The organism is Ruegeria sp. AB9 (genome assembly GCF_056542585.1).
On the sequence record NZ_JBQGAA010000004.1, the window covers coordinates 152906 to 177621 of the forward strand.

At 57.6% G+C, this 24716-nt stretch carries 31 protein-coding genes; 17 read left to right on the forward strand and 14 right to left on the reverse strand.

Going from position 1 to position 24716, the window contains the following annotated elements:
- Positions 1-2 precede the first annotated feature (2 nt).
- The 11 genes from ACR0K5_RS12325 (at position 3) to yddG (ending at position 8433) form a co-directional block, all read left to right on the forward strand.
- Positions 3-569: a TlpA disulfide reductase family protein gene (locus ACR0K5_RS12325; RefSeq protein ID WP_480629947.1), complete on the forward strand. Its 567-nt coding sequence runs from the start codon at positions 3-5 to the stop codon at positions 567-569.
- Positions 570-632: 63 nt separating this feature from the next.
- The gene (locus ACR0K5_RS12330) at positions 633-1001 is read left to right on the forward strand and encodes a hypothetical protein (RefSeq protein ID WP_480629948.1); all 369 of its coding nucleotides are present in this window, start codon (positions 633-635) and stop codon (positions 999-1001) included.
- An 84-nt stretch (positions 1002-1085) separates the two neighbouring features.
- Positions 1086-1415: a hypothetical protein gene (locus ACR0K5_RS12335; RefSeq protein WP_480629949.1), complete on the forward strand. Its 330-nt coding sequence runs from the start codon at positions 1086-1088 to the stop codon at positions 1413-1415.
- A gap of 59 nt (positions 1416-1474) precedes the next feature.
- Positions 1475-1861, forward strand: a complete 387-nt coding sequence (locus ACR0K5_RS12340; protein ID WP_480629950.1) for a hypothetical protein — start codon at positions 1475-1477, stop codon at positions 1859-1861.
- Positions 1858-2829: a sterol desaturase family protein gene (locus tag ACR0K5_RS12345; RefSeq protein WP_480629951.1), complete on the forward strand. Its 972-nt coding sequence runs from the start codon at positions 1858-1860 to the stop codon at positions 2827-2829. Before ACR0K5_RS12340 ends, ACR0K5_RS12345 begins: the two co-directional genes overlap by 4 nt.
- 93 nt (positions 2830-2922) lie before the next feature.
- Positions 2923-3111, forward strand: coding sequence for a hypothetical protein (locus ACR0K5_RS12350; protein ID WP_480629952.1), 189 nt, complete (start codon positions 2923-2925; stop codon positions 3109-3111).
- 103 nt (positions 3112-3214) lie between these two features.
- The gene (locus ACR0K5_RS12355) at positions 3215-4048 is read left to right on the forward strand and encodes an EAL domain-containing protein (RefSeq protein WP_480629953.1); all 834 of its coding nucleotides are present in this window, start codon (positions 3215-3217) and stop codon (positions 4046-4048) included.
- A gap of 190 nt (positions 4049-4238) precedes the next feature.
- Positions 4239-5414: an acetyl-CoA C-acetyltransferase gene (locus ACR0K5_RS12360; RefSeq protein ID WP_170771978.1), complete on the forward strand. Its 1176-nt coding sequence runs from the start codon at positions 4239-4241 to the stop codon at positions 5412-5414.
- Positions 5415-5600: 186 nt separating this feature from the next.
- Positions 5601-6323, forward strand: coding sequence for an acetoacetyl-CoA reductase (phbB, locus tag ACR0K5_RS12365; protein WP_171093728.1), 723 nt, complete (start codon positions 5601-5603; stop codon positions 6321-6323).
- A gap of 299 nt (positions 6324-6622) precedes the next feature.
- Positions 6623-7570 carry a transcriptional regulator GcvA gene (locus ACR0K5_RS12370; RefSeq protein ID WP_480629954.1) on the forward strand — a complete coding sequence of 316 codons (948 nt, stop codon included), beginning with the start codon at positions 6623-6625 and terminating at the stop codon, positions 7568-7570.
- Positions 7567-8433, forward strand: a complete 867-nt coding sequence (yddG, locus tag ACR0K5_RS12375; RefSeq protein WP_480629955.1) for an aromatic amino acid exporter YddG — start codon at positions 7567-7569, stop codon at positions 8431-8433. Before ACR0K5_RS12370 ends, yddG begins: the two co-directional genes overlap by 4 nt.
- Here yddG and ACR0K5_RS12380 read toward each other — a convergent pair.
- The 3 genes from ACR0K5_RS12380 to ACR0K5_RS12390 all read right to left on the reverse strand — a co-directional run bounded on the left by ACR0K5_RS12380 (position 8430) and on the right by ACR0K5_RS12390 (position 9702).
- On the reverse strand, positions 8430-8594 hold the full coding sequence (locus ACR0K5_RS12380) for a YdcH family protein (RefSeq protein ID WP_083445267.1): 165 nt from the start codon (positions 8592-8594) through the stop codon (positions 8430-8432). The genes yddG and ACR0K5_RS12380 overlap by 4 nt on opposite strands.
- Positions 8595-8725: 131 nt before the next feature.
- The gene (locus ACR0K5_RS12385) at positions 8726-9490 is read right to left on the reverse strand and encodes a tRNA1(Val) (adenine(37)-N6)-methyltransferase (RefSeq protein WP_480629956.1); all 765 of its coding nucleotides are present in this window, start codon (positions 9488-9490) and stop codon (positions 8726-8728) included.
- Complete coding sequence (locus ACR0K5_RS12390; protein ID WP_480629957.1) at positions 9487-9702, reverse strand: putative signal transducing protein; 216 nt, start codon at positions 9700-9702, stop codon at positions 9487-9489. Before ACR0K5_RS12390 ends, ACR0K5_RS12385 begins: the two co-directional genes overlap by 4 nt.
- Positions 9703-9758: 56 nt before the next feature.
- On the opposite strand from ACR0K5_RS12390, the gene ACR0K5_RS12395 reads away from it, so the two are divergent.
- Positions 9759-10757, forward strand: coding sequence for a polyprenyl synthetase family protein (locus ACR0K5_RS12395; protein WP_480629958.1), 999 nt, complete (start codon positions 9759-9761; stop codon positions 10755-10757).
- Here the strand turns inward: ACR0K5_RS12395 and ACR0K5_RS12400 are convergent.
- The 4 genes from ACR0K5_RS12400 to soxR all read right to left on the reverse strand — a co-directional run bounded on the left by ACR0K5_RS12400 (position 10750) and on the right by soxR (position 15615).
- The gene (locus ACR0K5_RS12400) at positions 10750-11571 is read right to left on the reverse strand and encodes a 4-(cytidine 5'-diphospho)-2-C-methyl-D-erythritol kinase (protein ID WP_480629959.1); all 822 of its coding nucleotides are present in this window, start codon (positions 11569-11571) and stop codon (positions 10750-10752) included. The genes ACR0K5_RS12395 and ACR0K5_RS12400 overlap by 8 nt on opposite strands.
- On the reverse strand, positions 11561-13231 hold the full coding sequence (locus ACR0K5_RS12405; RefSeq protein WP_480630058.1) for a tetratricopeptide repeat protein: 1671 nt from the start codon (positions 13229-13231) through the stop codon (positions 11561-11563). Before ACR0K5_RS12405 ends, ACR0K5_RS12400 begins: the two co-directional genes overlap by 11 nt.
- 145 nt (positions 13232-13376) lie before the next feature.
- A complete protein-coding gene (locus ACR0K5_RS12410) occupies positions 13377-15023 on the reverse strand; it encodes an electron transfer flavoprotein-ubiquinone oxidoreductase (protein ID WP_480629960.1) in 1647 nt (548 codons plus the stop codon).
- A gap of 136 nt (positions 15024-15159) precedes the next feature.
- Positions 15160-15615: a redox-sensitive transcriptional activator SoxR gene (soxR, locus tag ACR0K5_RS12415; RefSeq protein WP_480629961.1), complete on the reverse strand. Its 456-nt coding sequence runs from the start codon at positions 15613-15615 to the stop codon at positions 15160-15162.
- Between the two features lie 84 nt (positions 15616-15699).
- On the opposite strand from soxR, the gene ACR0K5_RS12420 reads away from it, so the two are divergent.
- From ACR0K5_RS12420 to ACR0K5_RS12430, 3 genes are all read left to right on the forward strand, one after another.
- Positions 15700-16080, forward strand: coding sequence for a VOC family protein (locus tag ACR0K5_RS12420; RefSeq protein WP_480629962.1), 381 nt, complete (start codon positions 15700-15702; stop codon positions 16078-16080).
- A gap of 231 nt (positions 16081-16311) precedes the next feature.
- Positions 16312-16782: a transcription elongation factor GreA gene (gene greA / locus ACR0K5_RS12425; protein WP_480629963.1), complete on the forward strand. Its 471-nt coding sequence runs from the start codon at positions 16312-16314 to the stop codon at positions 16780-16782.
- Positions 16783-16796: 14 nt separating this feature from the next.
- The gene (locus ACR0K5_RS12430; protein WP_480629964.1) at positions 16797-17792 is read left to right on the forward strand and encodes a hypothetical protein; all 996 of its coding nucleotides are present in this window, start codon (positions 16797-16799) and stop codon (positions 17790-17792) included.
- On the opposite strand, the gene ACR0K5_RS12435 is transcribed toward ACR0K5_RS12430, so the two are convergent.
- From ACR0K5_RS12435 to ACR0K5_RS12460, 6 genes are read right to left on the reverse strand one after another with little or no spacing between them, the layout of a single operon-like run.
- Positions 17789-18382, reverse strand: coding sequence for a GNAT family N-acetyltransferase (locus ACR0K5_RS12435; RefSeq protein WP_480629965.1), 594 nt, complete (start codon positions 18380-18382; stop codon positions 17789-17791). The genes ACR0K5_RS12430 and ACR0K5_RS12435 overlap by 4 nt on opposite strands.
- Positions 18379-20424, reverse strand: coding sequence for a molybdenum cofactor synthesis domain-containing protein (locus ACR0K5_RS12440; RefSeq protein WP_480630059.1), 2046 nt, complete (start codon positions 20422-20424; stop codon positions 18379-18381). The genes ACR0K5_RS12435 and ACR0K5_RS12440 overlap by 4 nt, the downstream gene beginning before the upstream one ends.
- 20 nt (positions 20425-20444) lie before the next feature.
- Positions 20445-20936 (reverse strand): molybdopterin-guanine dinucleotide biosynthesis protein B, encoded by a 492-nt coding sequence (gene mobB, locus ACR0K5_RS12445; protein WP_480629966.1) that lies wholly within the window; start codon positions 20934-20936, stop codon positions 20445-20447.
- Positions 20933-21577, reverse strand: a complete 645-nt coding sequence (mobA, locus tag ACR0K5_RS12450; RefSeq protein WP_480629967.1) for a molybdenum cofactor guanylyltransferase MobA — start codon at positions 21575-21577, stop codon at positions 20933-20935. Before mobA ends, mobB begins: the two co-directional genes overlap by 4 nt.
- Positions 21574-22101: a hypothetical protein gene (locus ACR0K5_RS12455; RefSeq protein WP_480629968.1), complete on the reverse strand. Its 528-nt coding sequence runs from the start codon at positions 22099-22101 to the stop codon at positions 21574-21576. The genes mobA and ACR0K5_RS12455 overlap by 4 nt, the downstream gene beginning before the upstream one ends.
- Positions 22101-22988 carry a formate dehydrogenase accessory sulfurtransferase FdhD gene (locus tag ACR0K5_RS12460; RefSeq protein WP_480630060.1) on the reverse strand — a complete coding sequence of 296 codons (888 nt, stop codon included), beginning with the start codon at positions 22986-22988 and terminating at the stop codon, positions 22101-22103. Before ACR0K5_RS12460 ends, ACR0K5_RS12455 begins: the two co-directional genes overlap by 1 nt.
- 49 nt (positions 22989-23037) lie before the next feature.
- On the opposite strand from ACR0K5_RS12460, the gene ACR0K5_RS12465 reads away from it, so the two are divergent.
- Entirely contained in the window at positions 23038-23754 is a 717-nt protein-coding gene (locus ACR0K5_RS12465) for an AzlC family ABC transporter permease (RefSeq protein WP_480629969.1), read from the forward strand.
- The gene (locus ACR0K5_RS12470; protein WP_480629970.1) at positions 23751-24083 is read left to right on the forward strand and encodes an AzlD domain-containing protein; all 333 of its coding nucleotides are present in this window, start codon (positions 23751-23753) and stop codon (positions 24081-24083) included. The genes ACR0K5_RS12465 and ACR0K5_RS12470 overlap by 4 nt, the downstream gene beginning before the upstream one ends.
- Here the strand turns inward: ACR0K5_RS12470 and ACR0K5_RS12475 are convergent.
- Positions 24072-24704 (reverse strand): hypothetical protein, encoded by a 633-nt coding sequence (locus ACR0K5_RS12475; RefSeq protein ID WP_480629971.1) that lies wholly within the window; start codon positions 24702-24704, stop codon positions 24072-24074. The two genes, ACR0K5_RS12470 and ACR0K5_RS12475, sit on opposite strands and share 12 nt — an antisense overlap.
- Positions 24705-24716: the final 12 nt, after the last annotated feature.

Here is a 24716-nt window from a genome sequence, read left to right on the forward strand (position 1 = left end):
ATATGCGCCTATTTCGTCTGATCCCCCTTTATATGGCCCTTGCGCTGGGTGCAAACGCCGCTTTGGCGACCGATGCCGAGACGCTCGCCCCTTTGCGCGAAGACAGCCTGAAACGCCTGATCCTGCACAAGGAACCCAAACCCGCAAATTTGATCGAATTCCAGCTGGAAGATGAAGGCGGTGTCGGAACTCTTGTGGATTACGAGGGCAAGTATGTGCTGCTGAATTTCTGGGCCACATGGTGTGCACCCTGCCGCAAGGAAATGCCTCAGATTGCGGAGTTGCAGGAAGAATTCGGCGGCGACAAGTTTCAGGTTTTGACGCTGGCCACGGGCCGCAACTCACCTGCCGGCATCAAGAAATTCTTTGAAGAGAATGGAATTGCCAACCTGCCCCGCCATCAAGACCCCAGCTCAGCCGCCGCGCGCGAGTTTGGAGTGATTGCGCTGCCGATTACGGTGATTCTGAACCCGGAAGGGCAGGAAATTGCCCGCCTGATCGGTGACGCCGAATGGAACTCGGACAGCGCCAAAGCGATCATCTCGACTCTTGTCGGCGCCGAAAGTTAACGCGTTTAGTAAAAAACGCGAAATCATGTTACCCTCCCACGCGTTATGAGTGGGAGGTTCAAAATGAAGCATGTTTTTTTCTTCGTCGCAGTTGCAGGCGCGCTGGCCATGGCTGGCACCGCACACGCCGATTACAAGCGGATCAAAACAGCCAAACAGTTCAATGCCGAGTTGGTTGGCAAGAAGCTGGTCGACGAACAAGGCAATGTGTTTGTTGCAAATGCGGATGGCACGATTTCAGCCAAACTGAAAAGTGGCAAGAAATTCAGTGGAACCTGGGTTTGGAACAAAAAATTCTGGTGCCGGAACGGCGTGCTCGAAGGCAAAGCACTGGGCACCGATTGTCAGCTTTGGGAAATTGACGGGACCTCAGCCCGAATGACCCGTGAAAAAGGCAAGGGCAAGACAACCGTTTATTCGATCAACAACTAAAGGCATCAGTCCATTTCAATCTCGTGATATACTGTCTCTGCCCTGCCGGGCAGGGCCGGTATTGTAGTTGAAATGGAGGCAATGATGAAACCCGTCGTACTGCTGATCGGGCGGCTGCCAAATGTGATTGGCGATGTGGCACGTCAACTGGATCACCTGCCGATCCAATGGCTGGGCGCACATGACACGGACGAGGTCCGAAAGCAGTTGGATGCCGAACCGCGAATCGCCTGCGCCATTTTAGGGGCGGGCCTTGATGACACGATCCGCGGCGAAATGGTGGGCATTATTGCGGCCCGCCGCCCGGATATCTGTATCCACCTCAAGGACCGCGCATCTGGCCCCGACGGGCTGGTACCCTTCGTCAAACGCGTGGTGCAACACGAGATTCTGGAGCGGCTGGAAAACAGCTGACGTCACGCCACCTTTGACAGAGTTTCAACTCCTTTGCACTCTGCGCTCAGGAGGATGGAATGCCACTCGAAATTCTATTGGTGCTGGTGGTCGGCGGGATAGCCGGCATCACCCTGTTGTTGCATCTGTCCGGCAGATCGCGGCAGTTGATCCTGACGCCGGACTTTGCACGTGAGCAATGGGCGCGCCACTTTCCGGATGACGATGTATTCGACGTGACGGTTGCTCATGACGGGCATGCTGCGGTTGTGCGCACCGGCACGGGCAATGGGTTGCTCTGGTCTTTCGGGGCTGACACCGTTGCCCGCCATCTGCTGGATTTTGACCTTCTGGATCACCCGGACGGATTTGAGGTTCTGTTTCACGAATTCTCGGTGCCCAAAACGCTCATCCGCCTGGACGAACTCGAGCGCCGCCACTGGCGCGACCTCATGGAGCCCGCATGACAGACCACATAAGCTTCCCCGACGCGGTGCAATGGGCCGTGCCCTTTTTCATCGCTGCGATTCTGGCTGAATTCCTGTGGATCGCAGTCAAAGGCAAAGGCGGACGGTATGAAACGCGCGATGCGGTGACCTCATTGATCATGGGGGCCGGAAACATCGCTTCTGGTTTTCTACTAGGCTTTTTTGCCTATGCGTTTTTCATGTGGCTGTGGCAAATCACGCCGCTGAACCTGGGCACGTCAATTCCTGTTATCATCCTGTGTTTTGTGCTGGATGATCTCCGCTATTACTGGGTGCACCGGTTTGGCCACCGCATCCGTTGGGTCTGGGCCAGCCATGTGAACCATCACAGTTCACAGCATTACAACCTGACCACAGCCCTGCGGCAAACATGGACCTATACGTTCACTTTTATGATGGTCGTCCGCGCGCCTCTGATCCTGTTGGGGTTTCACCCTGCCATGGTTCTGTTCGTCGGTGGCCTCAATCTCATCTATCAGTTCTGGATCCATACCGAAGCCATTGGCAAAATGCCCCGCTGGTTCGAGGCGGTGATGAACACCCCCAGCCATCATCGCGTCCATCATGGTCGAAATGCCCGATATCTGGACTGTAATTATGCGGGTGTCTTCATCATCTGGGACAAGATGTTCGGTACTTTCGTGCCAGAACAGGAAAATGACCGGGTCGATTACGGGTTGGTTCACAATATCGGCACGTTCAACCCGCTGCGCGTGGCGTTTCACGAATGGGTTGGCATCTGGCACGACGCCACGCAGCCCGGACTCACCCTGCGCCAGCGGCTGGCTTATTGCTTTGCCCCACCGGGGTACAGCCACGATGGCAGCCGGGACAATTCGGAACAGATCAAGGCCAAGCATCTGGCGCGCCACCCTGAAGATCGCGGAACGCCCGGTTTTGAACATCTGGACCAAAACCTGCCCAACGGACAGGCAGAACAGGCCTGAAACAGCCGGCCAAAGCCTGCCTGCGCCTTGAAATTCGATCCTTGCACGCCATATCGGACGACAGGCGTAGCGTAAGAGTGAGCGAGGGTCGGCATGAACCGTATGGGAACCATTTCAATCTTTATTGGCTTGTTTGGATTGTTGCTTGCTATGTTCGCGGCCCTCGGCGGCGCTGTAGCAGCGCTGATTGCGCTGGGTTTTGCAATGATGGCTCTTGGCGCGATGGGCGCGATACTCGGCGCTGCGGCTTCATTAGCCCGTGCATGGCAGTCCGCCCGCTAATCCCCAGCCTTGTAAATTCTTCTGACACCTTAACCGCAGATTCATCTCTTTGCCCTGAGATTGTGTCCAAACACATGTCCCGGACACATGGGAAACCGCGCTTATGGGAAACAAGAAGTTGGCAAACCTGCCTGAAGGGTCGGACAGCCCGTTGAATGCGGCAGTTTCGACGCGGGATCGTTCAGTTGTGCAGATGGCAACTGATGCGGTGAAGCATAAGCAATGCAAGTTGGCCTTTCAGCCTGTGATACAAGCAAACGCCCCTCATGGCGTCGCGTTCTACGAAGGGTTCATACGCGTTCTGGATGAAACCGGCCGCGTCATCCCAGCACGCGAATTCATGCCTCAGGTTGAAAACACTCCCATTGGCCGCGATCTGGATTGTGTCGCGTTGGAACTCGGGCTGCGCACCTTGATAAAGAACCCTGAAATTCGTCTGTCGATCAACATGTCAGCTCGCTCGATCGGGTATTCCAACTGGTCCGGAGTACTGGACAGGTTTCTGAAACGAGATGCCGGATTGGGCGAACGATTGATACTTGAGATTTCCGAAAGCTCGGCCATGCAGGTGCCTGAGTTGGTTGTCGATTTCATGGATCGATTGCAAGATCGCGGTATCGCTTTTGCGTTGGATGATTTTGGTGCCAGCAATTTTTCGTTTCGCCATTTTCGCGAGTTTTTGTTCGACGCAGCCAAGATCGATGGCCAATTTGTGCGGGGTATCAGCAACAGTCCCGACAACCAGACATTGGTGCGCGCCCTGATCGCAGTGGCACGTGAATTTGAAATTCTGGTCACGGCCGAATCGGTCGAAACGCAGGAGGATGCCGCGTTTTTGGTCGCAAGCGGCGTGGATTGCCTGCAAGGGTTCTTATATGGCGCACCCAGCGTCACGGAACCATGGAAGCAGGAAAACAGATCAAAAACAGGAAGTTGAACGTCTAATGGACGACGTTTTCTTGCCTTTTCAAACACTGAGACAAGCTGCCCGTTGCTGCATGTGCAGCATTACGCTATTGCAAGAGTACTTGAGCGGGGGATCACGGGGCGCTCTTGTTTCGAGGGGGCACCTCTCGACCTGCGCCGTCAGAAATTCCGCTGGCCCATGACGGTAAAGGACTGATCATATGACCAACGTAGTAATCGCATCCGCCGCACGAACAGGTGTCGGCAGCTTCAGTGGTTCGTTTGCGAACACCCCTGCACATGATCTGGGCGCTGCCGTCCTGGAAGCAGTTGTCGAGCGCGCCGGAGTGGACAAAGGCGAGGTTAGCGAAACCATCATGGGGCAGGTTCTGACGGCCGCCCAAGGCCAGAACCCCGCACGACAGGCGCACATCAATGCCGGCCTGCCGCAGGAAAGCGCGGCATGGGGCATCAATCAGGTCTGCGGCTCGGGCCTGCGCGCCGTTGCTCTGGGCGCTCAGCACATTCAGCTGGGTGACGCCGAAATCGTTGCTGCTGGTGGTCAGGAAAACATGACCCTGTCACCCCACGCCGCCGCCCTGCGCGCCGGTCACAAGATGGGCGACATGAAATACATCGACACCATGATCCGTGACGGTCTGTGGGATGCCTTCAACGGCTATCACATGGGTCAAACCGCCGAGAACGTGGCCGAGAAATGGCAGATCAGCCGCGATATGCAGGACGAATTCGCTGTCGCCAGCCAGAACAAGGCCGAAGCTGCCCAGAACGCCGGTAAGTTCGCGGATGAAATCGTGCCCTTCACCATCAAGACTCGCAAGGGCGACATCGTGATGGACAAGGACGAATACATCCGTCACGGCGCAACGATGGAAGCGATGGCCAAACTGCGCCCGGCCTTCACCAAGGACGGTTCGGTCACTGCGGCCAACGCGTCGGGGCTGAATGACGGTGCCGCTGCGACCCTGCTGATGTCGGCTGAGAACGCCGAAAAGCGCGGCATCGAGCCTCTGGCCCGCATCGCATCCTACGCGACTGCCGGTCTGGACCCGTCGATCATGGGCGTCGGCCCGATCTATGCATCGCGCAAAGCACTGGAAAAAGCTGGCTGGTCGGTTGACGATCTGGACCTGGTCGAAGCAAACGAAGCCTTTGCCGCGCAGGCTTGTGCCGTGAACAAGGACATGGGCTGGGATCCGTCGATCGTGAACGTCAACGGCGGCGCTATTGCCATCGGTCACCCGATCGGCGCGTCTGGCTGCCGTGTTCTGAACACCCTGCTGTTCGAAATGAAGCGTCGCGATGCCAAGAAGGGTCTGGCGACCTTGTGCATCGGTGGCGGCATGGGCGTTGCCCTGTGTGTGGAGCGCGACTAAGTGCTCTGACAACTAGATAGAAAAAGGCGCCCAGTGGGCGCCTTTTTTGTTACATTGGGGTTCTACCCCTTAGATGCGACGATATTGCCACCTGGAAAACTGAATTTCATGACGAAACAATATTGCGCACGACCACCTCTCAAAGTAACAGCATTACCAAGACGACTAAAATTGGAGGATTCCTAAATGGCACGTACAGCACTCGTTACCGGCGGTTCCCGCGGCATCGGCGCAGCAATTTCCAAGGCGCTCAAGGCCGAAGGGTACAATGTTGCGGCCACCTATGCAGGGAATGACGAAGCCGCCGCTAAATTCACCGAAGAGACCGGTATCAAGACCTACAAGTGGAACGTCGCCGATTATGACGAATCCAAAGCAGGCATCGAAAAGGTCGAGGCAGAGGTCGGCCCCATCGACATCGTCGTCGCCAACGCCGGCATCACCCGCGATGCACCATTCCACAAAATGACACCTGATCAGTGGAAAGACGTGATCGACACCAACCTGACCGGCGTGTTCAACACGGTGCACCCTGTCTGGCCCGGCATGCGCGAACGCAAGTTCGGTCGTGTCATCGTCATCAGCTCGATCAACGGTCAGAAGGGTCAGTTCGCTCAGGTGAACTATGCTGCGACCAAGGCGGGCGATCTGGGCATTGTGAAGTCATTGGCGCAGGAAGGCGCGCGTGCAGGCATCACTGCCAACGCAATCTGCCCCGGCTACATCGCAACCGAGATGGTTATGGCCGTGCCTGAGAAGGTGCGCGAGTCCATCATCGGCCAGATTCCGGCCGGCCGTCTGGGTGAGCCCGAGGAAATCGCGCGTTGTGTGGCTTTCCTGGCTTCGGACGACTCGCAGTTCATCAACGGCTCGACCATCTCGGCCAATGGTGCGCAGTTCTTCGTCTGATCCAAGCTTCAGAAGAATTAAGCGGGCCGGTCCTTTTGGACCGGCCCTTTCTTATCCCGTAAGATCGCGCGCGCTGCGATCAGCGGGAACCGAAAATCCATCCCCAAAACTGCCAGACCACCCGGCTACGCTCTTGATGGGCGCGCAGGATCGCCATCTGGGCGGCGGGATTTGTCGTCATCTCGATCATGGCAGTCTCCTTTTCAAATCAGTTTTATTTGACCTGATGCGAATATGAAGGTTACGAAAGAAGCTGACAAACGAGCTTTTTTGGATCTTCAGTTAAGATTTGTTTCACTATGAGCGACTATCTTCCTCCGCTTACCGCGCTACGCGCGTTTGACGCTGCAGCCCGGCACATGTCTTTCGCGAAGGCAGCAGAAGAGCTGCACGTGACGCCAGCCGCCCTGTCCTTTCAGATCAAATCGCTCGAAGAACACCTCGGGCGGCCGCTGTTTCGCCGCTTGAACCGCGCTGTGGAATTGACCGAGGCGGGTCGCACCCTTGCGCCCGGTGCGGCAGAAGGGTTTGCAACATTGCAGTCCGCGTGGCGTGCTGTACGCAGGCAAGAAAATGACACCAGCCTGACCGTCACCGCGGGCCCTGCTTTGACAGCCAAGTGGCTGGCTCCGCGGCTCTACGAATTTGCTCGAGCGCATCCCGAGATCGACCTGAAATTCTCGGCCACGTTGCGCAATATGGATCTGGAGCGGGATGACGTGGACGTCGCCATTCGATTTGGCAATTCCGAAGATGAAGGCCTTTATTCGGTTCCGGTTAGAAAGGAATGGTTGGCCCCGGTCATGACACCTGAACTGGCCGAGCAGTTTCCAAACCCTGAAAGCCTGCAACAAGCACCATTGATCCATGATGATTCCATCAGTTTCCTGACCCCGCCCTGCGATTGGCCTGCGTGGTTCCGAGCGGTAGGCATAGACTTCACCCCTACGCATGGCGCGCACTTTTCCAATGCCGATCACGCGATTGATGCCGCTGTCGCCGGTGTTGGCGTCGCACTTGGGCGGCGCGCGATGATTCTCAAAGACCTGACCGAAGGCCGCTTGGTTGCACCGTTCAAAGTGGCCTTGGAAACACAAGGTCGGTTCCGGTTTCTTTGCCTTCCGGGGGCCGAGAAAAAACCTCAGATCGCGGCGTTTCGCGATTGGTTCCTGACCGAGATTGAAAAAACCGCGCATATATCGGATGAGTTCAAAATCGTACCGATTGAAGAGGTTTCCTCCCCATGACCAAGATGCGTGCGACGGCCATCGGCTTTGTGGCCGTCCTGCTGTGGGCTTTGCTGGCGTTGTTCACGGTCGGGTCTGCGCCCACCCCGCCATTATTGCTGAACACGATCTGCTTTTCGATTGGCGGCACGCTAGGGCTGATCTGGGCGGCCGCAACAGGCGGGTTAGGCGGATTGAAGCAGGTTCCCTGGACAACATACCTTTTTGGCGCGTTGGGCCTGTTCGGTTATCACGCACTGTATTTTTCGGCCCTACGCATGGCCCCGGCAGCCGAGGCCGGGCTGATCGCTTACCTCTGGCCTCTGCTCATTGTGCTTCTGTCGGGGCTGCTGCCGGGTGAACACCTGCGTATCGGTCACCTGATTGGTGCCTGCCTTGGCTTTGCAGGGGCCGCGGTGATCATCGCCGGCGGCGGTAGCGCCGGATTTCAGGTGCAATACCTGCCCGGATATGCACTGGCCCTGCTGTGCGCGCTGACATGGTCGGGCTATTCCGTTCTTTCGCGCAAACTGGGAAACACGCCGACCAGTTCCGTCGCAGTGTTCTGCCTGGCAGCTGCACTGGCGTCGGGCCTTCTGCATCTGGCTGTGGAAGAAACTGTACTGCCCGAAACGATACTGGGCTGGGCGTCGGTACTGGCTCTCGGACTCGGGCCAGTCGGCCTGGCCTTTTACGTCTGGGATATTGGTGTCAAACAAGGCGACATACAAATCCTCGGAACCTCATCCTATGCGGCCCCGTTATTGTCGACCCTTGCTTTGGTGGTGGCCGGGATCGCTGCCCCGTCCTGGGGACTTGCGATCGCGACCTTCCTGATCACCGGCGGGGCCTTGATAGCGGCCCGTGCCAGCCTGAAAACTTAAGCAGACAGGCGTTCGATCTCTTCTTTCAGCTTGAGTTTCTGTTTTTTCAGCTGAGCAATATGGAGATCATCGATACCTGGCGAGCGTTGGGCTTGTTCCACTTCTAGACCGAGAGATTCGTGCTTTTTCTTCAGTTCCGTCAGATGTGCGCTCACGCTCATTGCGATCCTCCTTGTTTATGTGTCTGTATGTCACGTAAGAATTTGACCACATCGTTTCCACCCTGTCACGCTGCAGACGCACAGAATCTGTAATAAATCCGACAAATTCGGCTGGTCATTGCCGATGGGCGTCAGATCCGAGGTAACGGGGCGCCCTGTCGAAGCACAGCTGAGACAGCCTCTGTATAACTTTCGGCGTCTGTTTCGTGGCGCTCGCCAGTATGCAGAATTAAAGGCGCGCGAAGGCGAAATGCCGCACGTCCCCCTTTGCGGGCGCTCAATATGACCAGTTCGGCCTCGCGACCTACGCGCGCGCTTATGGGTAGCACCTCGATTGAACCCAGCTTTCCCTGACATGCCGACAGGATATCGGGAAGACGATCAGCTTTCTGGATCATATGCAGATACCCGCGCGGGGCGAGACGTTTGGCCGCAACGGTGATCCAGTCACTCAGCGGCGTATCTTCACCCAGTGCAATGCTTCGCCCGGTGTCACTGGCGGGACTATGCGCCCCGGCACGGTAATAAGGCGGGTTCGCAATTACGTGATCGAACTGGCGCTGCCGGACTTCGTCGGGCAAAGCGTTCAGGTCTGCCTCAATGACGTCCAACTCAGAATTGTTGATATCCGAATTTCGGCGGGCCAAATCTGCATAAGCAGGCTGCAACTCGACCCCAACGATTTGCAGGCCCAGCACCCGCGCAGACAGGCACAGAATGGCGGCCCCAGCACCGCATCCTAACTCCAGCACCGACTGTCCAGCCTTGGCCGAAACCGATGCAGCCAGCAAAACCGGATCTACCCCGGCGCGGTAACCTGACGCAGGTTGCAACAACTGAACCCGACCGCCAAGGAATTCGTTGCACGTCAATTCACTGTCATCAAAACCGGTCATCGGCCCAGTGGAATCTCGTTATCGCGCATCACACGCTCGGCCCGGGTCAGGTCCTCGGCCCTAACCATCAGGCGACGGGGGAAGATTCCGATACCGCCTTCGAGGATGCTCATATTTACGTCCATCTGAAAGCAGTCTATATCCTCGCCCTTAAGAAGAGCGGATGCAAAGGCCAGAATGGTGGGATCGGTGCTGCGCAGAAGTTCTTTCATGGGGATGGATGTAAGGGCAAGGCAAGGCGGAAGTCGAGCCTTGTATCAGGAGTGTGATGACCGTCGACATGATCTCAAAACCGCATGAGCGCCTCGCTGATATTCTGGCGGGTGAGATGGAGGCCGTAAACACGTTGATCCGCACGCGGATGGCGTCGGAACATGCGCCGCGCATCCCGGAAGTGACTCGGCATCTGGTCGAAGCGGGCGGAAAACGCCTGCGCCCGATGCTGACATTGGCCGCAGCACGTCTGTTTGACTATTCAGGCGACCACCACGTGCGCCTTGCAGCGACGGTCGAGTTTATTCACACCGCCACACTGCTACATGACGACGTTGTGGATGAGAGTGCACAGCGACGTGGTCGCCCGACCGCAAATCTGCTGTGGGACAACAAATCCAGCGTTCTGGTCGGTGATTACCTGTTTTCCCGCAGCTTCCAGCTGATGGTCGAAACGGGTTCGCTGCGGGTTCTGGACATCCTTGCCAATGCCTCTGCCACCATAGCCGAAGGCGAGGTGCTGCAAATGACCGCGGCAACCGATCTGCGTACGGATGAAAGCGTTTATCTGCAGGTCGTGCGGGGCAAGACGGCCGCCTTGTTCTCGGCCGCAACCGAAGTGGGCGGCGTGATCGCCGGTGCCTCGGAAGAGCAAGTCAAAGCCTTGTTCAACTATGGCGACTCGTTGGGGATCGCGTTCCAGATTGCGGACGACCTGCTGGACTATCAGGGCGATAGCAAAGCGACTGGCAAGAACGTCGGGGATGATTTCCGTGAACGCAAGCTGACCCTGCCCGTCATCAAGGCCGTCGCGCAATCCACGGCTGAAGAACGCGCCTTCTGGGAACGCACAATCGAAAAAGGCCGCCAGCAGGACGGTGATCTGGATCATGCGCTTGGTCTGATGAACAAGTACGCAACGCTGGAAGAAACCCGACAAGATGCGTTGGGCTGGGCCAACAAAGCCAAGGCATCGCTGGACGTGCTGCCGGATCATGAGATTCGGGACCTGTTGCGCGATCTGGCCGATTACGTGGTTTCGCGCCTCAGTTAAGCTGAGTGGCGCGGCACCACCAATCGGGGTGGGCTGCGCCGATCTCATAGGCCGCGAAATGCGCGTGTTTCATCGTCGGGTAAAGTGCAAAGCAGGTTGAACCTGACCCCGACATGCGCGTCACAAGAGAACGACTGGTCATGTTCAGTTCGTCCAGCACCTGCTCAATCTCGCGCGCGACGCCCATGGCAGGCATCTGCAGGTCATTGCGCTGATCACACAGCCATTGGGCGCAGTCGTCAGCGCTTTCAAATTCCGGGATACTTTCAGGCATCGGCCGATTGTCCCGGGACGCCAGCGCGTTGAAAACGGCTCCTGTCGGCACCGGCACATTCGGGTTGACCAGAAGGGCCGGCAGGTGCGGAAGGTTCACCGCAGTCAATCGATCGCCAATGCCCTGCATTCTGATCGCCCGGCCCTTCAGGCAGACCGGCACATCTGCCCCCAGCGCCAACGGCAGGCCCGGCGGGACGTCGCAACCCTGCCCTGCCAAAGCCCAAAGCGTGGCAGCAGCATCCGACGACCCGCCACCGATACCAGCCCCGTGGGGCAGAGATTTGGTCAGATCGATATGCCCGGTCCATCCGACACCCTCTGCCGCTTTCCAGACCAGATTGCGGCTGTCTGTAGGTACACCATCAGCGAACTCGCCATGCACGTCCATGGAAAGTTCAGGATCACGCCTGAATGTCAGCTGATCGCCCAGATCGGCAAAAACCACCAGCGAATCCAGAAGATGATAGCGGTCGTCTCGACGGCCGGTCACATGCAGGGTCAGATTGATCTTGGCGGGCGCAAACGCCTTAATTTCCATTGGCAACTTTCAAAGGTTCCGCGCCTTCTTCGGCCAGAACGGTATCCAGCCCGACTTCGATCTTGCGCCGAATGCGATCCGGATCTGCTTCGCCATCAGCATCCGCCGGGTCGATGAAAGACAAGGCGCGGCTCCACTGAAACTCGGCCTCGCGTGCGCGCCCAACCGCCCAATAAACGTCACCCAGATGATCATTGACCACCGGATCGACGGGCATCAGCTCAACCGCGCGCTCCATGTGTTCAACCGCCTCGTCGTAACGCCCCAGACGGAACAGAACCCAACCCAGACTGTCCACGATGTAGCCACTGTCCGGACGCGCAGCAACGGCGCGCTCGATCATGTCCAATGCTTCATCCAGCTTTTCTTTGCGCTCAACCAGCGAGTAACCCAGATAATTCAGAACCTGAGGTTGATCCGGGTTCAGTTCCAGCGCCCGGCGGAAATCAGCTTCGGCCTGATCCCACTGCTTCAGCCTTTCATGGCTAATACCGCGCGCGTAGTGCAGGAACCAATTCCCTCCTGCAGCACTATCCGTCAAAGCAATCGCAGTGTCATACGAGGCTACCGCAGCCGCATAGTTTTCCTGTCGCCGCTGCAGATCCGCCAGCGCGACATGCACACCGGGTAAATCGGGGTCTCGCGCAGCCAGGTTCTGCAAAACTTCGACGGCCGCGTCGGTTTTTCCTGACCGATCCAGAACTTCGGCCCGACCCAATTCGGCCGCGTGGTGATCATTGCTGTCCGCAGGGACCATACGGTAGGCCGCTACCGCCAAGTCATATTGCTGCAAGTTGTCCAGCAGATCCGCACTTAGCAGAATGGCATCAACATGATCGGGGCGCAGGAAACTGGCCAGGCGCGTGTACAACAGGACATAGTCAGCCGAAGCCTCGGTGTTCAATGCAGCGCCGACGGTGAAGAATATTTCGGCCATGCCATCCTGAGCGGACCGGGCATGAGTGAACGGCAAAGTGTCTCCGGCCACCAATTGGCTCATGTAGGTTTCGATGGTCGGGTCGCTGCCTGCCACAAACACATCGCCCAGAAACTGAATGGCGTCTTCGTTGCGGTCCAGCTGCGACAAAATCTCGGTGCGGGCCAAAGCAGCCCGCCGCGAGAACCGGGCAACCGTGCCATCGTTATCCGCAAGAATCGCCTCCGCACCTTCGAAATCGCCAATGGAAGCCAATGCCATCGCCTTGTGGTAAAGCGCGAATTCCTTGAGGCCTTCCTGCGTGGCGACAGAATCAAACTGTTCCATCGCCTTCGTCATCTCACCCTGTCCAAGATAGGCCCAGGCGATCATCAGGCCATCCACCAGCGGACCGATACCCTGTGTTTCAGGGTCACGGGCCAGAAGCTCGTCAAGCTTACCCTCAGCGATCAAATTGGCTGAAATCGCCATGCGCGCGGCCTGGCTGGGCAAGTTGGCTTCTTCGATCTGCGCGGCGATGGGTAAAGCACGCGCGATTTCCCCAAGTGCGATGCGGGCGACAACGACGCTTTCCAGAAGCAGCGGATTTTGGGGATCGAATTTCAGCGCTTGCGCGTAATATCGTTCAGCAGCGGAATAGTCGCTTTCGTAAATCGCCTGTCGCCCGGCCAGATATGACCCGGCGCCCGATTCCGAAAAGGCCGGGACTGCGACCGACGACATGAGAAGCACGGACAAAGCCGCGCGACGAACCAGGGAAACCACCGAAATCCTGCCTTACTATCGTTGACTGACGGTTAAGCTAGGGCTTCGGTCGGCAAGAGGCAATGGCAGAGCCTTCACGACCCTGCCATTGCCCGTTTTTTGCTTACATGTTCGGATAGTTTGGTCCGTCGCCGCCCTGCGGTGTGGTCCAGGTGATGTTCTGGCTGGGATCCTTGATGTCGCAGGTTTTGCAGTGAACGCAGTTCTGGAAGTTGATCACGAATCGCGGACCGTCTTCATCTTCGACCATTTCATACACACCAGCCGGGCAATAGCGCTGCGCCGGTTCGTCGAACTTGGGCAAGTTGACCTTCACGGGGATATCCGGATCTGCCAGACGCAGGTGACAAGGCTGGCTTTCCTCGTGGTTGGTCGCTGCGAACGAAACATTGGTCAAACGGTCGAAAGACAGCGTTCCATCCGGCTTTGGATAGTCGATGGGCGCGTGTTTGCTGGCATCCTCGGTCGATTCCGCGTCGTTCTTGCCATGACCCAGCGTACCGAACAGTGAAAAGCCAAACGTGTTTGTCCACATGTCAAGACCACCCAACATCAGGCTGGCGGTCAGGCCCCATTTCGACCACATTGGCTTGACGTTGCGAACTTTTTTCAGGTCTGAGCCAATTGCACCATCGCGAACATCAGATTCATAGGCGGTCAGTTCATCGCCCGAACGGTCAGCCTTGATGGCGTCATAAGCGGCTTCTGCGGCAGCTTTGCCGGACAGCATCGCGTTGTGGTTGCCTTTGATACGCGGAACGTTGACCATGCCAGCGGAACAGCCCAGCAGGGCCACGCCCGGAGCAACCAGTTTCGGCATCGACTGATAGCCGCCTTCGGTAATCGCACGGGCGCCGTAGGCCACACGTTTGCCGCCTTTCAGCAGATCGGCCACCATCGGGTGATGCTTGAAGCGTTGGAATTCCATATAGGGGTACAGATGCGGGTTCTTGTAGTTCAGGTGAACCACGAAACCGACATAGACCTGATTGTTTTCCAAGTGATAGATGAACGACCCGCCACCTGCGTTGCTGCCCAGCGGCCAGCCCATGGTGTGCGTGACGCTACCTTCCTTGTGTTTGGCCGGATCGATCTCCCAGATCTCTTTCATGCCGACGCCGTATTTCTGCGGCTCTTTACCGGCAGACAGGTCGTATTTGGCGATGACTTCTTTCGACAGCGAGCCGCGTACACCTTCTGACAGGAAAACGTATTTGCCGTGCAGTTCCATGCCCGGTTCGGTGTTCGGGCCATAGGAACCGTCCGCTTCCAGACCGAAGACACCTGCAACCACGCCTTTGACTTCGCCATTGTCGCCATAGACCATTTCCGAGCACGCCATGCCCGGGAAGATTTCGACACCCAGCTCTTCGGCCTGTTCAGCCATCCAGCGACAGACATTGCCCATCGAAACGATGTAATTGCCGTGGTTGTGCATCAGCGGTGGCATCGGGAAGTTCGGGATGCGGACCTTACCTGCCTCACCCAGCATGTAGAACTTGTCGTCCTTGACCGGTACGTTCAGAGGAGCGCCTTTTTCTTTCCAGTCCGGGATCAGCGCATCCAGACCACAAGGATCGAGAACCGCACCCGACAGGATATGTGCGCCTACCTCGGAACCCTTTTCCAGAACGACAACGTTCAGGTCGGCATCCAGCTGTTTCAGACGGATGGCCGCCGACAGGCCTGCGGGGCCTGCACCGACGATCACCACATCGTATTCCATCGCTTCGCGTTCAATTTCGGCCATCGCGGGCTCCCTAGCTAACTTTCCGAATTGGCGCCGTCACCGCATGATCTGCGCAATTTTGTTTCACGGCTGATTACATGTTCAGAAAGACATTGGTCAATCGAAACACGGCGTAACAAGGGCGCTATTCGACACATCAACCTTCTGGTGTGTCCCCCATCAGATATCTGGGACCGCTACCATTGGATTTTGCGCAGTCATCGGGGTTGTAGAGCGCGCATTTCGGCAGGCTCAGGCACCCGCACCCGATGCAACCATCCAGATTGTCGCGCAGCCGCGTCAGAGTATCGATTCGCTGATCCAGATGGGCCCGAAGCTGAACACTAATCGCCTTCCAGTCCTGCGGCGTTGGCGTTCGATTTCCCGGCAGGCCCGACAACACTTCACGGATTTCTGGCAAGGTCAGGCCAAACTGCTGCGCGATCATAACAAAACTCAACCTTCTGATGTCGGCGCGTTGATAGCGCCGCTGCCCACCTGCATTGCGCCAGGGCGAGATCAGACCCTGCGCCTCATAGTACCGGATGGCCGATACCGCCAACCCGGTGCGCCGGGCCAATGCACCAATTGCCAGCCCTTCTGAAACAGCCATCACATCCTCAAAAAAATATCTTGACCTAAAGTTAGGTTTAGAAATTACGGTGAGTCGGGACAAGCCAAAAAACAGGAGATTCCCATGATGGCGACGCTTGAACACACAAATTTCACTGTCCGCGACCCGCAAGCTTCGGCTGCCTGGATGCAAAAGGTCTTTGGCTGGAAAACCCGGTGGGAAGGTCCGGCAATTGCGGGCGGATACACTGTTCATGTCGGCTCAGCCCATACATATCTGGCGCTTTACAAACCTGATGAGCCGAAACCATCCGGTGAAAGCAGCTATGATGTCATCGGCGGTCTGAACCATGTGGGAGTACTGGTCGAAGACATTGATGCCACCGAAGCCAAAGTGCGCGAAGCGGGATTCGAGCCCCACAACCATGCTGACTACGAACCAGGACGTCGGTTCTATTTCAGGGATGACAACGGTATCGAGTTCGAAGTTGTACAATATGATTGAGATGATTTGGCTTTGCACCCCATCGCAGCGTTGGCGCAGGTCCGGACATCCCGATCATCGGCACAGGCCCCATCCTAAATCAAAACGGCGCGAAGTCGCGAATTGATCGCTGCTGACGCTGTCGCCTCTTGCAATTCACGTGGCATTTGGGTCAGGTAATTGCCAACCCAACATTCGCCCCGACGCTCCTGTGCGGCGGGGCGACTCAATTTATGCGTGGACGTAGAGAGTATGGAAAAGATCCCAATGACGCCTGCGGGCAATGCTGCGCTCGGGGCAGAACTGAAGAACCTCAAATCCGTTGAGCGCCCGGCGATCATCGAAGCCATCGCGTCGGCTCGGGAACTGGGCGATCTGAAGGAAAACGCCGAGTATCACTCTGCCCGCGAAAAACAGGGCTTCATCGAAGGGCGCATCAAGGAACTGGAAGGTATCCTTTCGCTGGCCGACGTCATAGACCCGGCCAAATTGACCGGCGCAGTCAAGTTTGGCGCAAAGGTTACATTGGTCGACGAAGACACCGATGAAGAAAAAACCTGGCAGATCGTTGGGGAATACGAGGCCAATATCGAAAATGGCCTGCTGAACATCAAATCTCCTATCGCCCGCGCCCTGATCGGCAAAGACGAAGGGGACAGTGTCGAAGTGCGTACACCCGGCGGCGTGCGCTCTTACGAAATCCTGAGTATCGAGTACGCCTGACCGGAGCGCATGTAATGTCGGGGCCACAACCTGACCCGGAAACAGAAAAACCGACGTCGCTGGGCATCTATGATCGCCCAAAGTCTCCGTCTGTCACCGAAATCGAGATTGCCGCACTGGTGCTCAGCCTGATCTGGCTGGTGGTGTCGGTCGTCTTTCTGGTGCTGCCGGACCAGGGGCAAAACGGCGGCTTTATCGTCACTTTTCTGGCTGTGTTCATGCCCGTCGCGATGATCTGGGTTGCTGCCACCGCCATGCGTGCCAGCCGGGTGATGCGAGAGGAAAGTGAACGCCTGCAAACAGCGATTGACGCGATCCGGCAGGCGTATGTGGCTCAGCAGCAGCGCGCCTCCAGCACCTATGAGCCTGCGGTAACGAAAAAGCTGGATGAAATCGCAGCGGCCACACGGAAAACCGAAGATACACTGGCGACATTCTCGACCAAGCGCACGGCGCATTCTTCTGTCCCGGCGCAACCCCCTGCTCAGGGCGACCAGACCTCATTGGAACTGGGCACACCCGCGGAAGAGATCACACCACCGTTGAGTACCGAAATCTTCATCCGCGCCCTGAATTTTCCGGAAACGCAAGACGACGCCGAGGGGTTCAATGCGCTGCGCGTCGCGTTGAGGGATCGAAAGACGGCAAAACTTGTACAAGCTTCGCAAGATGTTCTGACGCTGCTCAGCCAGGAAGGCATCTACATGGATGATCTGCGTCCCGACATGGCCCGGCCCGAAATATGGCGCCAATTCGCCCAAGGAACACGCGGACGTTCTGTGGCAGCTCTGGGTGGCGTGCGCGACAGATCCTCACTGGCACTTACAGCAGCTCGGATGAAACAGGATCCGATATTCCGCGACGCAGCCCACCACTTTCTGCGTCGGTTTGACAAGATGATGGCCGAATTCGAACCCACAGCAAGCGATGCGGAACTAAGTGCTTTGGGCGAAACCCGCACGGCACGGGCATTCATGTTGCTGGGACGCGTGGCCGGAACGTTCGATTAATCCGGTCTCACAACCCAAGACATCTTGGTCGCGCTGCTGAAACCGAACAGGTACTTCAGAGGTCCGGTCTTTTCTTGACCTAAAGGCCGGAACCCTTCGCGCTCGTACAAGGTGCGGGCTCGGGGGTTTGTGTCGATAACGTCAAGCTGAACCTCTGACATGTTTTGGTTGAGGGCCTCACGCTTGATGGCATCAAGTAATGCCGTGCCCACCCCTTTGCCGCGTGCCTCGGCAGCGACAAATATGCCATCCATCTGGAACACACCCGGTTTCAGTTCACGCTCCAGCACGCTCAGAATGAGCGCGCGCCATATCGCCCCGAACCAGCCATAGACCCCCGCCAAGTCTGGCATACTGCCTCCAGCCAAGGCTCCATCGCGGGTCTTGAACCCCGCCAGGCCCAGCATCCGGCCTGTTTCGTCCCGCGCGACCAGCGCAAATTCCGGGTTCAATGCAATTTCAAAGAAGGCCAGACCTTTTTCATCCGGGCCCATGACCTTGTTGAGCTTGGCCGCAAACGCCTGCCAGAACAGGGCCGCCGCCTCGGTGCGTTCTTCATCAGAAAACCCGCGCGAAATCCTGACGGTCACACCCCGAAACTCCCGTAAGGCAGGAAACGGACCATATCGCCTGGCTTGATATGCCGCGCGCCATCCTCGATTTCGACCAACCCTTCCGCCCAGCTGAGGCCACTAATCCGGCCTGACCCTTCCGAGTGAAAAACTTCGGCCTGCCCATTCCGCATCCTTGCACGCAGATATTCGCGACGGCCGGGTTTTTTGCGTTTTTCAAAGGCCGCGGGTACCTCGAAACCCTGCGGTTCAGCCCAACCTTCGCCGGACATCAACCCCAAAGCCGGGCGCGCGAAAATCAAAGTACAGACCATGGCGGCAACCGGGTTTCCCGGCAGGCCAAACACCGGTACGCCAGACCAAAGACCCAAAGCCAACGGTCGCCCGGGCTTTAACGCAATGCGCCAGTGCTGCATTGCCCCGGCCTGACGCAACAAGGCCGAGACGTGGTCCTCGTCACCTGCTGACGCGCCACCACTGGTCAAAATCACGTCCGCCTGTTCTGCGGCCTGGTCCAATCGATCCCGCAAGGCGTCCCGATCATCCGAAACACGCCCCATATCCACGGGCACAAACCCCGCACGATCGATCAAGGACAGCAACATCGGGCGGTTGGCATCGAATATCTGACCTGGATCGGCCTGCTCTCCGGCTTCGACCAGTTCATCACCTGTGGATACCACAGCCACGCGCAGCGATTTACGCACGTTCACTTTGGCAATCCCCACGGCAGACAGCAGCGCAAGATCGGCGGGCGTCAATCGGCGCCCGGCGGGCAGAGCCATATCGCCTGCGGCCACATCCTCGCCCGCGCACCGTGTATTGGCCCCCTTTTTCAGCGGGCCATGGAAGGCAATATGCCCGTCTTTGACCGTGACATCCTCTTCCAGAATAACAGTATCCACCCCGGCAGGCAGCGCCGCGCCCGTCAGTACACGCAAAGCCCGGCCTTCAGGCACGTCGCCGTCAAACGGAATACCTGCTGCTGCGCGCCCTTCGACGAGCGGCATGACTTGCGCACCATCGGGAACCGGGCCTGCAAATCCGTACCCATCCACCGCCGTATTCGGCTGTGGCGGGTTGGAGCGTCGGGCCACCACATCCTCGGCCAGAATGCGCCCGCTTGCCTGCGTCAGCGCCACGGTCTCAGCCGAGGTGATCGGGTGCAACCTCTCCCGCAAATAGGCCAGCGCGTCATCCACTGGGGTCCACTCCACCCCGGCAGGCAGCGCAAAACAATCGTTGCGCAAGGGGGGCGGGGCTATGTTCGGCTTATCCTGAGGTACACCCAATATCCAACCTTCCTCTGCCGCTGAAACATTCAATTGTGCGTTCAACTCCTGCTCAGTCAAACCCGACAGAGTCAAGGCGACCTGTTCGACCTGCCAAGCGTCCTTGATCCGCCCATCCGGTGGCCCCCCCAAGGTGAGCGACGGCCAGATTTCCACAAAGGCGACGGGTTTATCTAGCTGCTCAAATGGCCAGACCGCGACTTGTCCGGCAAAGCGATGACGCAGCCGGTTCAAAACTGGAAGGCCCATCATCACCTGCCCGCCCACTGCACCTGCCCCCGCCATCTGCCAACAGGTGAAACTGCCCTTTGCCAGGGTCTCCACGACACGACGGTCCGGGAATAGGTTAGCATAGCCCGTTTTGGTGCGTGGCAACCCATCGATATCACGACGTAGACCGTTCATCCAAAATGGGCCTTTTCCTCCGAAATTCCGGTTAATCCGGCCCGCAAGATCAAAGCGATTGTTGGCCTTGGGAGAGTCTTCGATATGTCTCCCGAACCAGTCCCACATAGCCAGCGGGTCATCTGTGCCGGTTATCGCCCGAGCAAACCCTGCCGGATAACCAAAAGGGAAATCGAACCCCAGAAGCAGGCGGCGACCGGCCTTTAATTCGCTGTGGATCAGAGCGCCCAGCCACTGTTCGGCGATAGCCCTGTTGCGCAGGTATTCAGGTTCCAGCGCCTGCCCGTCCCGGGCAATGCAGACCCAGATTGCATCCTTGCGCGGGGTCGGCCCGGTGTCATTTCCCCCAGACCAATCCACCATGGCAAAGGTCTGGAACACGCTCACAAACCGACCTCTTTCAGTATGAAATCCGCAATCCCGGCGGTATCGTTCAGGTTTAAAACCGGGCGATCCAGTTCTAGCGCCGTATCGCTTGCCACAGCCCGGATGGTTTTGTTTTCCAAAACCATCAACGCATGGCCCGCCTCGGCGCGGAACGCTTCGATCTTGGGATGGCTTTCGCGCTTGAATCCTTCGATCAACACCAGATCAACCGGCGAAAGTCGCGCCAGCAGATCGTCCAAAGGCGGCTCAGGCGCGCCCCGCAATTCCTGCATCAAAGCAATGCGCTGCCCTGAGGCTAGAAGTACCTCGCTGGCCCCCGCAACGCGGTGCCGGTGACTGTCCGTGCCCGGCTGATCCACATCGACGCTGTGATGCGCGTGTTTGACCGTAGAGACCGTGAAACCCCGGGCGGTGATTTCGGTCACCAAGCGTTCCATCAATCCTGTTTTGCCAGCATTCTTCCAGCCGGTAACGCCAAAGACCCTCATGCCTGCTCCAACAACGTTCGGGCGCGGTCCAGATCTTCTGGCGTGTTGACGTTGAAGAATGGATCAAACGGATCGGCGCCAAACAAAGCTTCGCGCCCGTCATGTTTGTCAGTCCACAGCACCACCTTGCGCAGCCCATCTGTCAGCGCCGCCCGCAGATCGTCGCGCAGCGCCACGGGCCAGAGCCCAAAGGTCGGGTGCCGGTTGACCCGCTTGCCTCCACCGGATTTCAGCGCCTCGTCACCCGTGCGTGGAGTCGTGGCCAAGACCAGGGGATACGTCTGCCCTTCCGCGGCCTCTTGTAGTCGCGCCACCAAGTCGCGCGGAAAGAACGGTGTATCAGCGGCAGCCGTCACAATACTGTCCGCCCCTTGTTCCGCCGCCCAGTCGAGCCCGGCCAGCACACCGGCCAAAGGCCCGGCGAAACCTTCGATCGTGTCGGGCAGGATGGGCAGGTTCAGATCGGTGAACCGCTCGGGATCACCATTGGCGTTCAGCGCCAACCCGTTCACCTGAGGGGTCAGCCGTTTGATGACGTGGGTTAGCAGGCTCTGCCCACCGATCTGCAGCAGGCCCTTGTCGCCACCACCCATCCGGGTGGCCAGACCCCCTGCGAGGATCACTCCGAGAGGTTTGGTCATAGTGTACCCTCAATTACAGGCCATTTCTTGAACTTCTCCAGCGGAAGAAAAACCAAAAAACCGATGCAAAGCCCGAACAGAATGTACCATATGCTTGTGGACACCCCTGTAAATTCGGCCAGAACACGGCTTAGGCGATAATAGGCAGGCAGAAAAACAACCACGGCCCCAACAACAAAAAAGGCGCAAAAGTAACGCCGGAATCTGCGCGCCGATTTCCGTGTCTCTTCAGAAAACTCCAAAGAGTTGGGCAAACCGTGAAGTAAAACCCGTTGAAGGGCAACGTTCTGTTGCTGCGCCAACAGCCCCCAAGACTGCCATCCCTGTTTGAAAGAGCTGCGAAAATCCCATGCGCTAATATAAGTTCTTGGTGTCCATCCCAGTTTATCAAGGTGGCCTTGATCGAGTTTCGCTATTCCCTCTACGACGGACCGTTTACTTCTTTCGTAGCTTCTAAATGCAACAAACATCAGCGCTATTGCTGGCGCGATTAATACGAACACGAGGAGATAAGCTACGAACATTATCCCGCACTCTTCCGTCTATGTTTTTTGTCCTCGACTGCCACAGTCGCCGGGTCTACGTCACGCAGCAGACGGTCCTCGCCCGACAGGCAGACGAAGCGCTGCCCGCGCATCCGGCCGATCAGCGTCAACCCAACCTCGCGCGCGATCTCGACACCCCAGGCGGTGAAGCCAGAACGGGAAGCCAGAACCGGAATTCCCATCATTGCCGTTTTGATCACCATCTCGGATGTCAGGCGACCGGTAGTGTAGAGAATCTTGTCCTCCGCCGTCTCATCCTCGGACAGCATCCAGCCCGCAATCTTGTCGACGGCGTTATGGCGGCCCACGTCCTCCATGTACACCAGAGGGCGGTTTTCGCAGCACAGGACCGTGCCATGGATTGCGCCCGCCTCAAGATAAAGCGACGGAGTGCGGTTGATTTTGGAGGCCAGATCGTACAGCCACGACGTACGTACGTGTACCTGCGGCAATTTCACGTCTTCAAGACCTTCCATCATGTCGCCGAACACCGTTCCGACGGCGCAGCCGCTGGTGCGGGTCTTTTTCTTCAGCTTATCCTCATACGATGTCTGGTGCGCGGTGCGAACGATCACGGTTTCAAGATCGTCGTCATATTCCACGCGCGTGATTTCGTCATCTGTCAGCAGCATCCCCTGATTGCGCAGAAAGCCCAGCGCAAGATATTCGGGATAGTCGCCAATGGTCATCGCCGTCACGATTTCCTGAGAATTGAGGAAGATCGTCAGCGGACGCTCTTCAACTACCGATATCTGGCTGGCCTCGCCGTTCTGGTCCGTACCTTCAACCGCTCGGGTCAGGCGTGTCGCGCCCGGATCGGGGGCGATAAGATAGTCCGACAGGTCGAATTCCGTGGCCAATTGCAACCCCTTCCCAAGACAGTTACTGCTGCACGCGTCACCATAGGATTTAGCCATGGCCTCTGCCACATCCAAGTCATACTTCTGGAAAGGTTTTCGGGACGGAACGCCGTTTATCTTCGTCGCCGTGCCCTTTGGCCTGCTGTTCGGTGTTTTCGCGACCGAAGCCGGGCTGACCATTGTTCAGACGATGGCCTTTACGTCGACAGTTTTTGCCGGAGCTGCGCAATTCGCGGCGCTGCAACTGCTGCAGGACAACACGCCGACGGTGATCATCGTAATCTCGGCTTTGGCGGTGAATCTGCGTATGGCGATGTATTCCGCATCGCTGACGCCCTACCTGGGTTCTGCGCCCATGTGGCAGCGCGCCTTTGCGGCATATCTGACCGTGGATCAATCTTATGCCTGCTCCATAGTACGGTTCGAGAAGGAGCCTGACCTGTCAGTGCCACAACGCATGGCCTATTTCGTAGGTTCCGTCACGCCGATCACGCCGCTTTGGATTCTCGCTACCTACCTGGGCGCAGTTTTGGGCGCACAGATACCAGAAAGCTGGGCGCTGGATTTTGCCCTGCCTATTACCTTTCTGGCCATGATCGGGCCGATGATGCGAACCTTTGCCCATGTGGTTGCTGCCATGGTGGCCATCACGGTGTCGTTGTTGACAGTCCTAATCCCGTTCAATCTGGGCCTTTTGATTGCCGGATGTGCCGGAATGATCGCTGGGGCGCAGGCGGAACTGATCCTTGAGCGTAGAAAGATGCGACCATGACGCAGACCGACCCCGTCACCATCTGGGCCATCATCATCGGGCTTGCCATTGGCAGCTACGCCTTGCGCTTTGTCTTTATCGGCCTTGTGGGTGATCGCCCGATGCCACCCTGGCTGCTGCGCCATCTGCGTTATACCGCCGTGGCCATCCTGCCTGCATTGATAGCGCCGTTAGTGGTCTGGCCCTCGGCGACCGAAGGGCAGCCGGACCTGCCCCGTATGTCAGCGGCAGCCGTTGCTTTGGTGGTGGGAGTGATCAGCAAAAACGTTCTGGCGGCCATCTTTTCCGGGGCCGCCACGCTCTATGGTCTGCTGTATTTACTGAGTTGAGACGACGTCCAGTTGGTTGAGTCGCGCATTGTTTGCCGCCAACCCTTTTTGCAGATCCGCATCGTCATTTTCACGGTATTCCTCGGTCACGACGCCCGGAATCTGCGCGAACTGTTCCGACAATTTCACCGGGTAGAAAGTCACATCGATCTGCTCGAACCCCGGCACCTGCTTCAACAGTTGCGAGGTTGAATTGGTGCAGAACGCGCCGGCGACCGGGCCAGATTGCTTGGCCAGCTGCAGGGCGATTTCAGCCTGCTGCGGGGTTACCTGAATAGTCTGGATGCGGGCGTAATGCGTCTCGCGCGCGTGTGAGCTGCGATAAGCCTGTTCGACCGCCGGGGTAATGCCGTAAAGCACATCGTCCTTCACCGGCACTACATCCGCCCGGAACGAACCGGCAGGGTCAAAGATCACCCGCTCACTGCCCGAGATCATCAACGACGTATGCGCCCCCGATCCGGTGCGTGTGTTGATCATCGTATACAGCGTCAGCGTCGATGGCCCCGGATCACGGTAGGACCGCGAAACGACTTCACTCTGATCCGCCTGCGGGCGGCTCGAATTGGCACAACCTGCTACCGTTGCTGCCAGCAAGCAGGCAATCAATATCCTGAACAAGGTAGCCCCCGA

Bases quoted from the DNA above. Each gene is read 5' to 3' on its own strand.
- ACR0K5_RS12370 (WP_480629954.1), top strand. From the start codon at position 6,623: ATGAGCGACTATCTTCCTCCGCTTACCGCGCTACGCGCGTTTGACGCT.
- ACR0K5_RS12405 (WP_480630058.1), bottom strand. From the start codon at position 13,231: ATGTCGTCGGTCGCAGTCCCGGCCTTTTCGGAATCGGGCGCCGGGTCA.
- ACR0K5_RS12330 (WP_480629948.1), top strand. From the start codon at position 633: ATGAAGCATGTTTTTTTCTTCGTCGCAGTTGCAGGCGCGCTGGCCATG.
- soxR (WP_480629961.1), bottom strand. From the start codon at position 15,615: ATGGCTGTTTCAGAAGGGCTGGCAATTGGTGCATTGGCCCGGCGCACC.
- ACR0K5_RS12430 (WP_480629964.1), top strand. From the start codon at position 16,797: ATGTCGGGGCCACAACCTGACCCGGAAACAGAAAAACCGACGTCGCTG.
- ACR0K5_RS12470 (WP_480629970.1), top strand. From the start codon at position 23,751: ATGACGCAGACCGACCCCGTCACCATCTGGGCCATCATCATCGGGCTT.
- ACR0K5_RS12360 (WP_170771978.1), top strand. From the start codon at position 4,239: ATGACCAACGTAGTAATCGCATCCGCCGCACGAACAGGTGTCGGCAGC.
- ACR0K5_RS12420 (WP_480629962.1), top strand. From the start codon at position 15,700: ATGATGGCGACGCTTGAACACACAAATTTCACTGTCCGCGACCCGCAA.
- ACR0K5_RS12385 (WP_480629956.1), bottom strand. From the start codon at position 9,490: ATGACCGGTTTTGATGACAGTGAATTGACGTGCAACGAATTCCTTGGC.
- mobB (WP_480629966.1), bottom strand. From the start codon at position 20,936: ATGAGGGTCTTTGGCGTTACCGGCTGGAAGAATGCTGGCAAAACAGGA.
- yddG (WP_480629955.1), top strand. From the start codon at position 7,567: ATGACCAAGATGCGTGCGACGGCCATCGGCTTTGTGGCCGTCCTGCTG.
- phbB (WP_171093728.1), top strand. From the start codon at position 5,601: ATGGCACGTACAGCACTCGTTACCGGCGGTTCCCGCGGCATCGGCGCA.
- ACR0K5_RS12380 (WP_083445267.1), bottom strand. From the start codon at position 8,594: ATGAGCGTGAGCGCACATCTGACGGAACTGAAGAAAAAGCACGAATCT.
- ACR0K5_RS12340 (WP_480629950.1), top strand. From the start codon at position 1,475: ATGCCACTCGAAATTCTATTGGTGCTGGTGGTCGGCGGGATAGCCGGC.
- ACR0K5_RS12410 (WP_480629960.1), bottom strand. From the start codon at position 15,023: ATGGCCGAAATTGAACGCGAAGCGATGGAATACGATGTGGTGATCGTC.
- ACR0K5_RS12440 (WP_480630059.1), bottom strand. From the start codon at position 20,424: ATGGTGGATTGGTCTGGGGGAAATGACACCGGGCCGACCCCGCGCAAG.
- ACR0K5_RS12335 (WP_480629949.1), top strand. From the start codon at position 1,086: ATGAAACCCGTCGTACTGCTGATCGGGCGGCTGCCAAATGTGATTGGC.
- ACR0K5_RS12395 (WP_480629958.1), top strand. From the start codon at position 9,759: ATGACCGTCGACATGATCTCAAAACCGCATGAGCGCCTCGCTGATATT.
- ACR0K5_RS12400 (WP_480629959.1), bottom strand. From the start codon at position 11,571: ATGGAAATTAAGGCGTTTGCGCCCGCCAAGATCAATCTGACCCTGCAT.
- ACR0K5_RS12345 (WP_480629951.1), top strand. From the start codon at position 1,858: ATGACAGACCACATAAGCTTCCCCGACGCGGTGCAATGGGCCGTGCCC.
- greA (WP_480629963.1), top strand. From the start codon at position 16,312: ATGGAAAAGATCCCAATGACGCCTGCGGGCAATGCTGCGCTCGGGGCA.
- ACR0K5_RS12325 (WP_480629947.1), top strand. From the start codon at position 3: ATGCGCCTATTTCGTCTGATCCCCCTTTATATGGCCCTTGCGCTGGGT.
- ACR0K5_RS12465 (WP_480629969.1), top strand. From the start codon at position 23,038: ATGGCCTCTGCCACATCCAAGTCATACTTCTGGAAAGGTTTTCGGGAC.
- ACR0K5_RS12455 (WP_480629968.1), bottom strand. From the start codon at position 22,101: ATGTTCGTAGCTTATCTCCTCGTGTTCGTATTAATCGCGCCAGCAATA.
- ACR0K5_RS12390 (WP_480629957.1), bottom strand. From the start codon at position 9,702: ATGAAAGAACTTCTGCGCAGCACCGATCCCACCATTCTGGCCTTTGCA.
- ACR0K5_RS12350 (WP_480629952.1), top strand. From the start codon at position 2,923: ATGAACCGTATGGGAACCATTTCAATCTTTATTGGCTTGTTTGGATTG.
- mobA (WP_480629967.1), bottom strand. From the start codon at position 21,577: ATGACCAAACCTCTCGGAGTGATCCTCGCAGGGGGTCTGGCCACCCGG.
- ACR0K5_RS12355 (WP_480629953.1), top strand. From the start codon at position 3,215: ATGGGAAACAAGAAGTTGGCAAACCTGCCTGAAGGGTCGGACAGCCCG.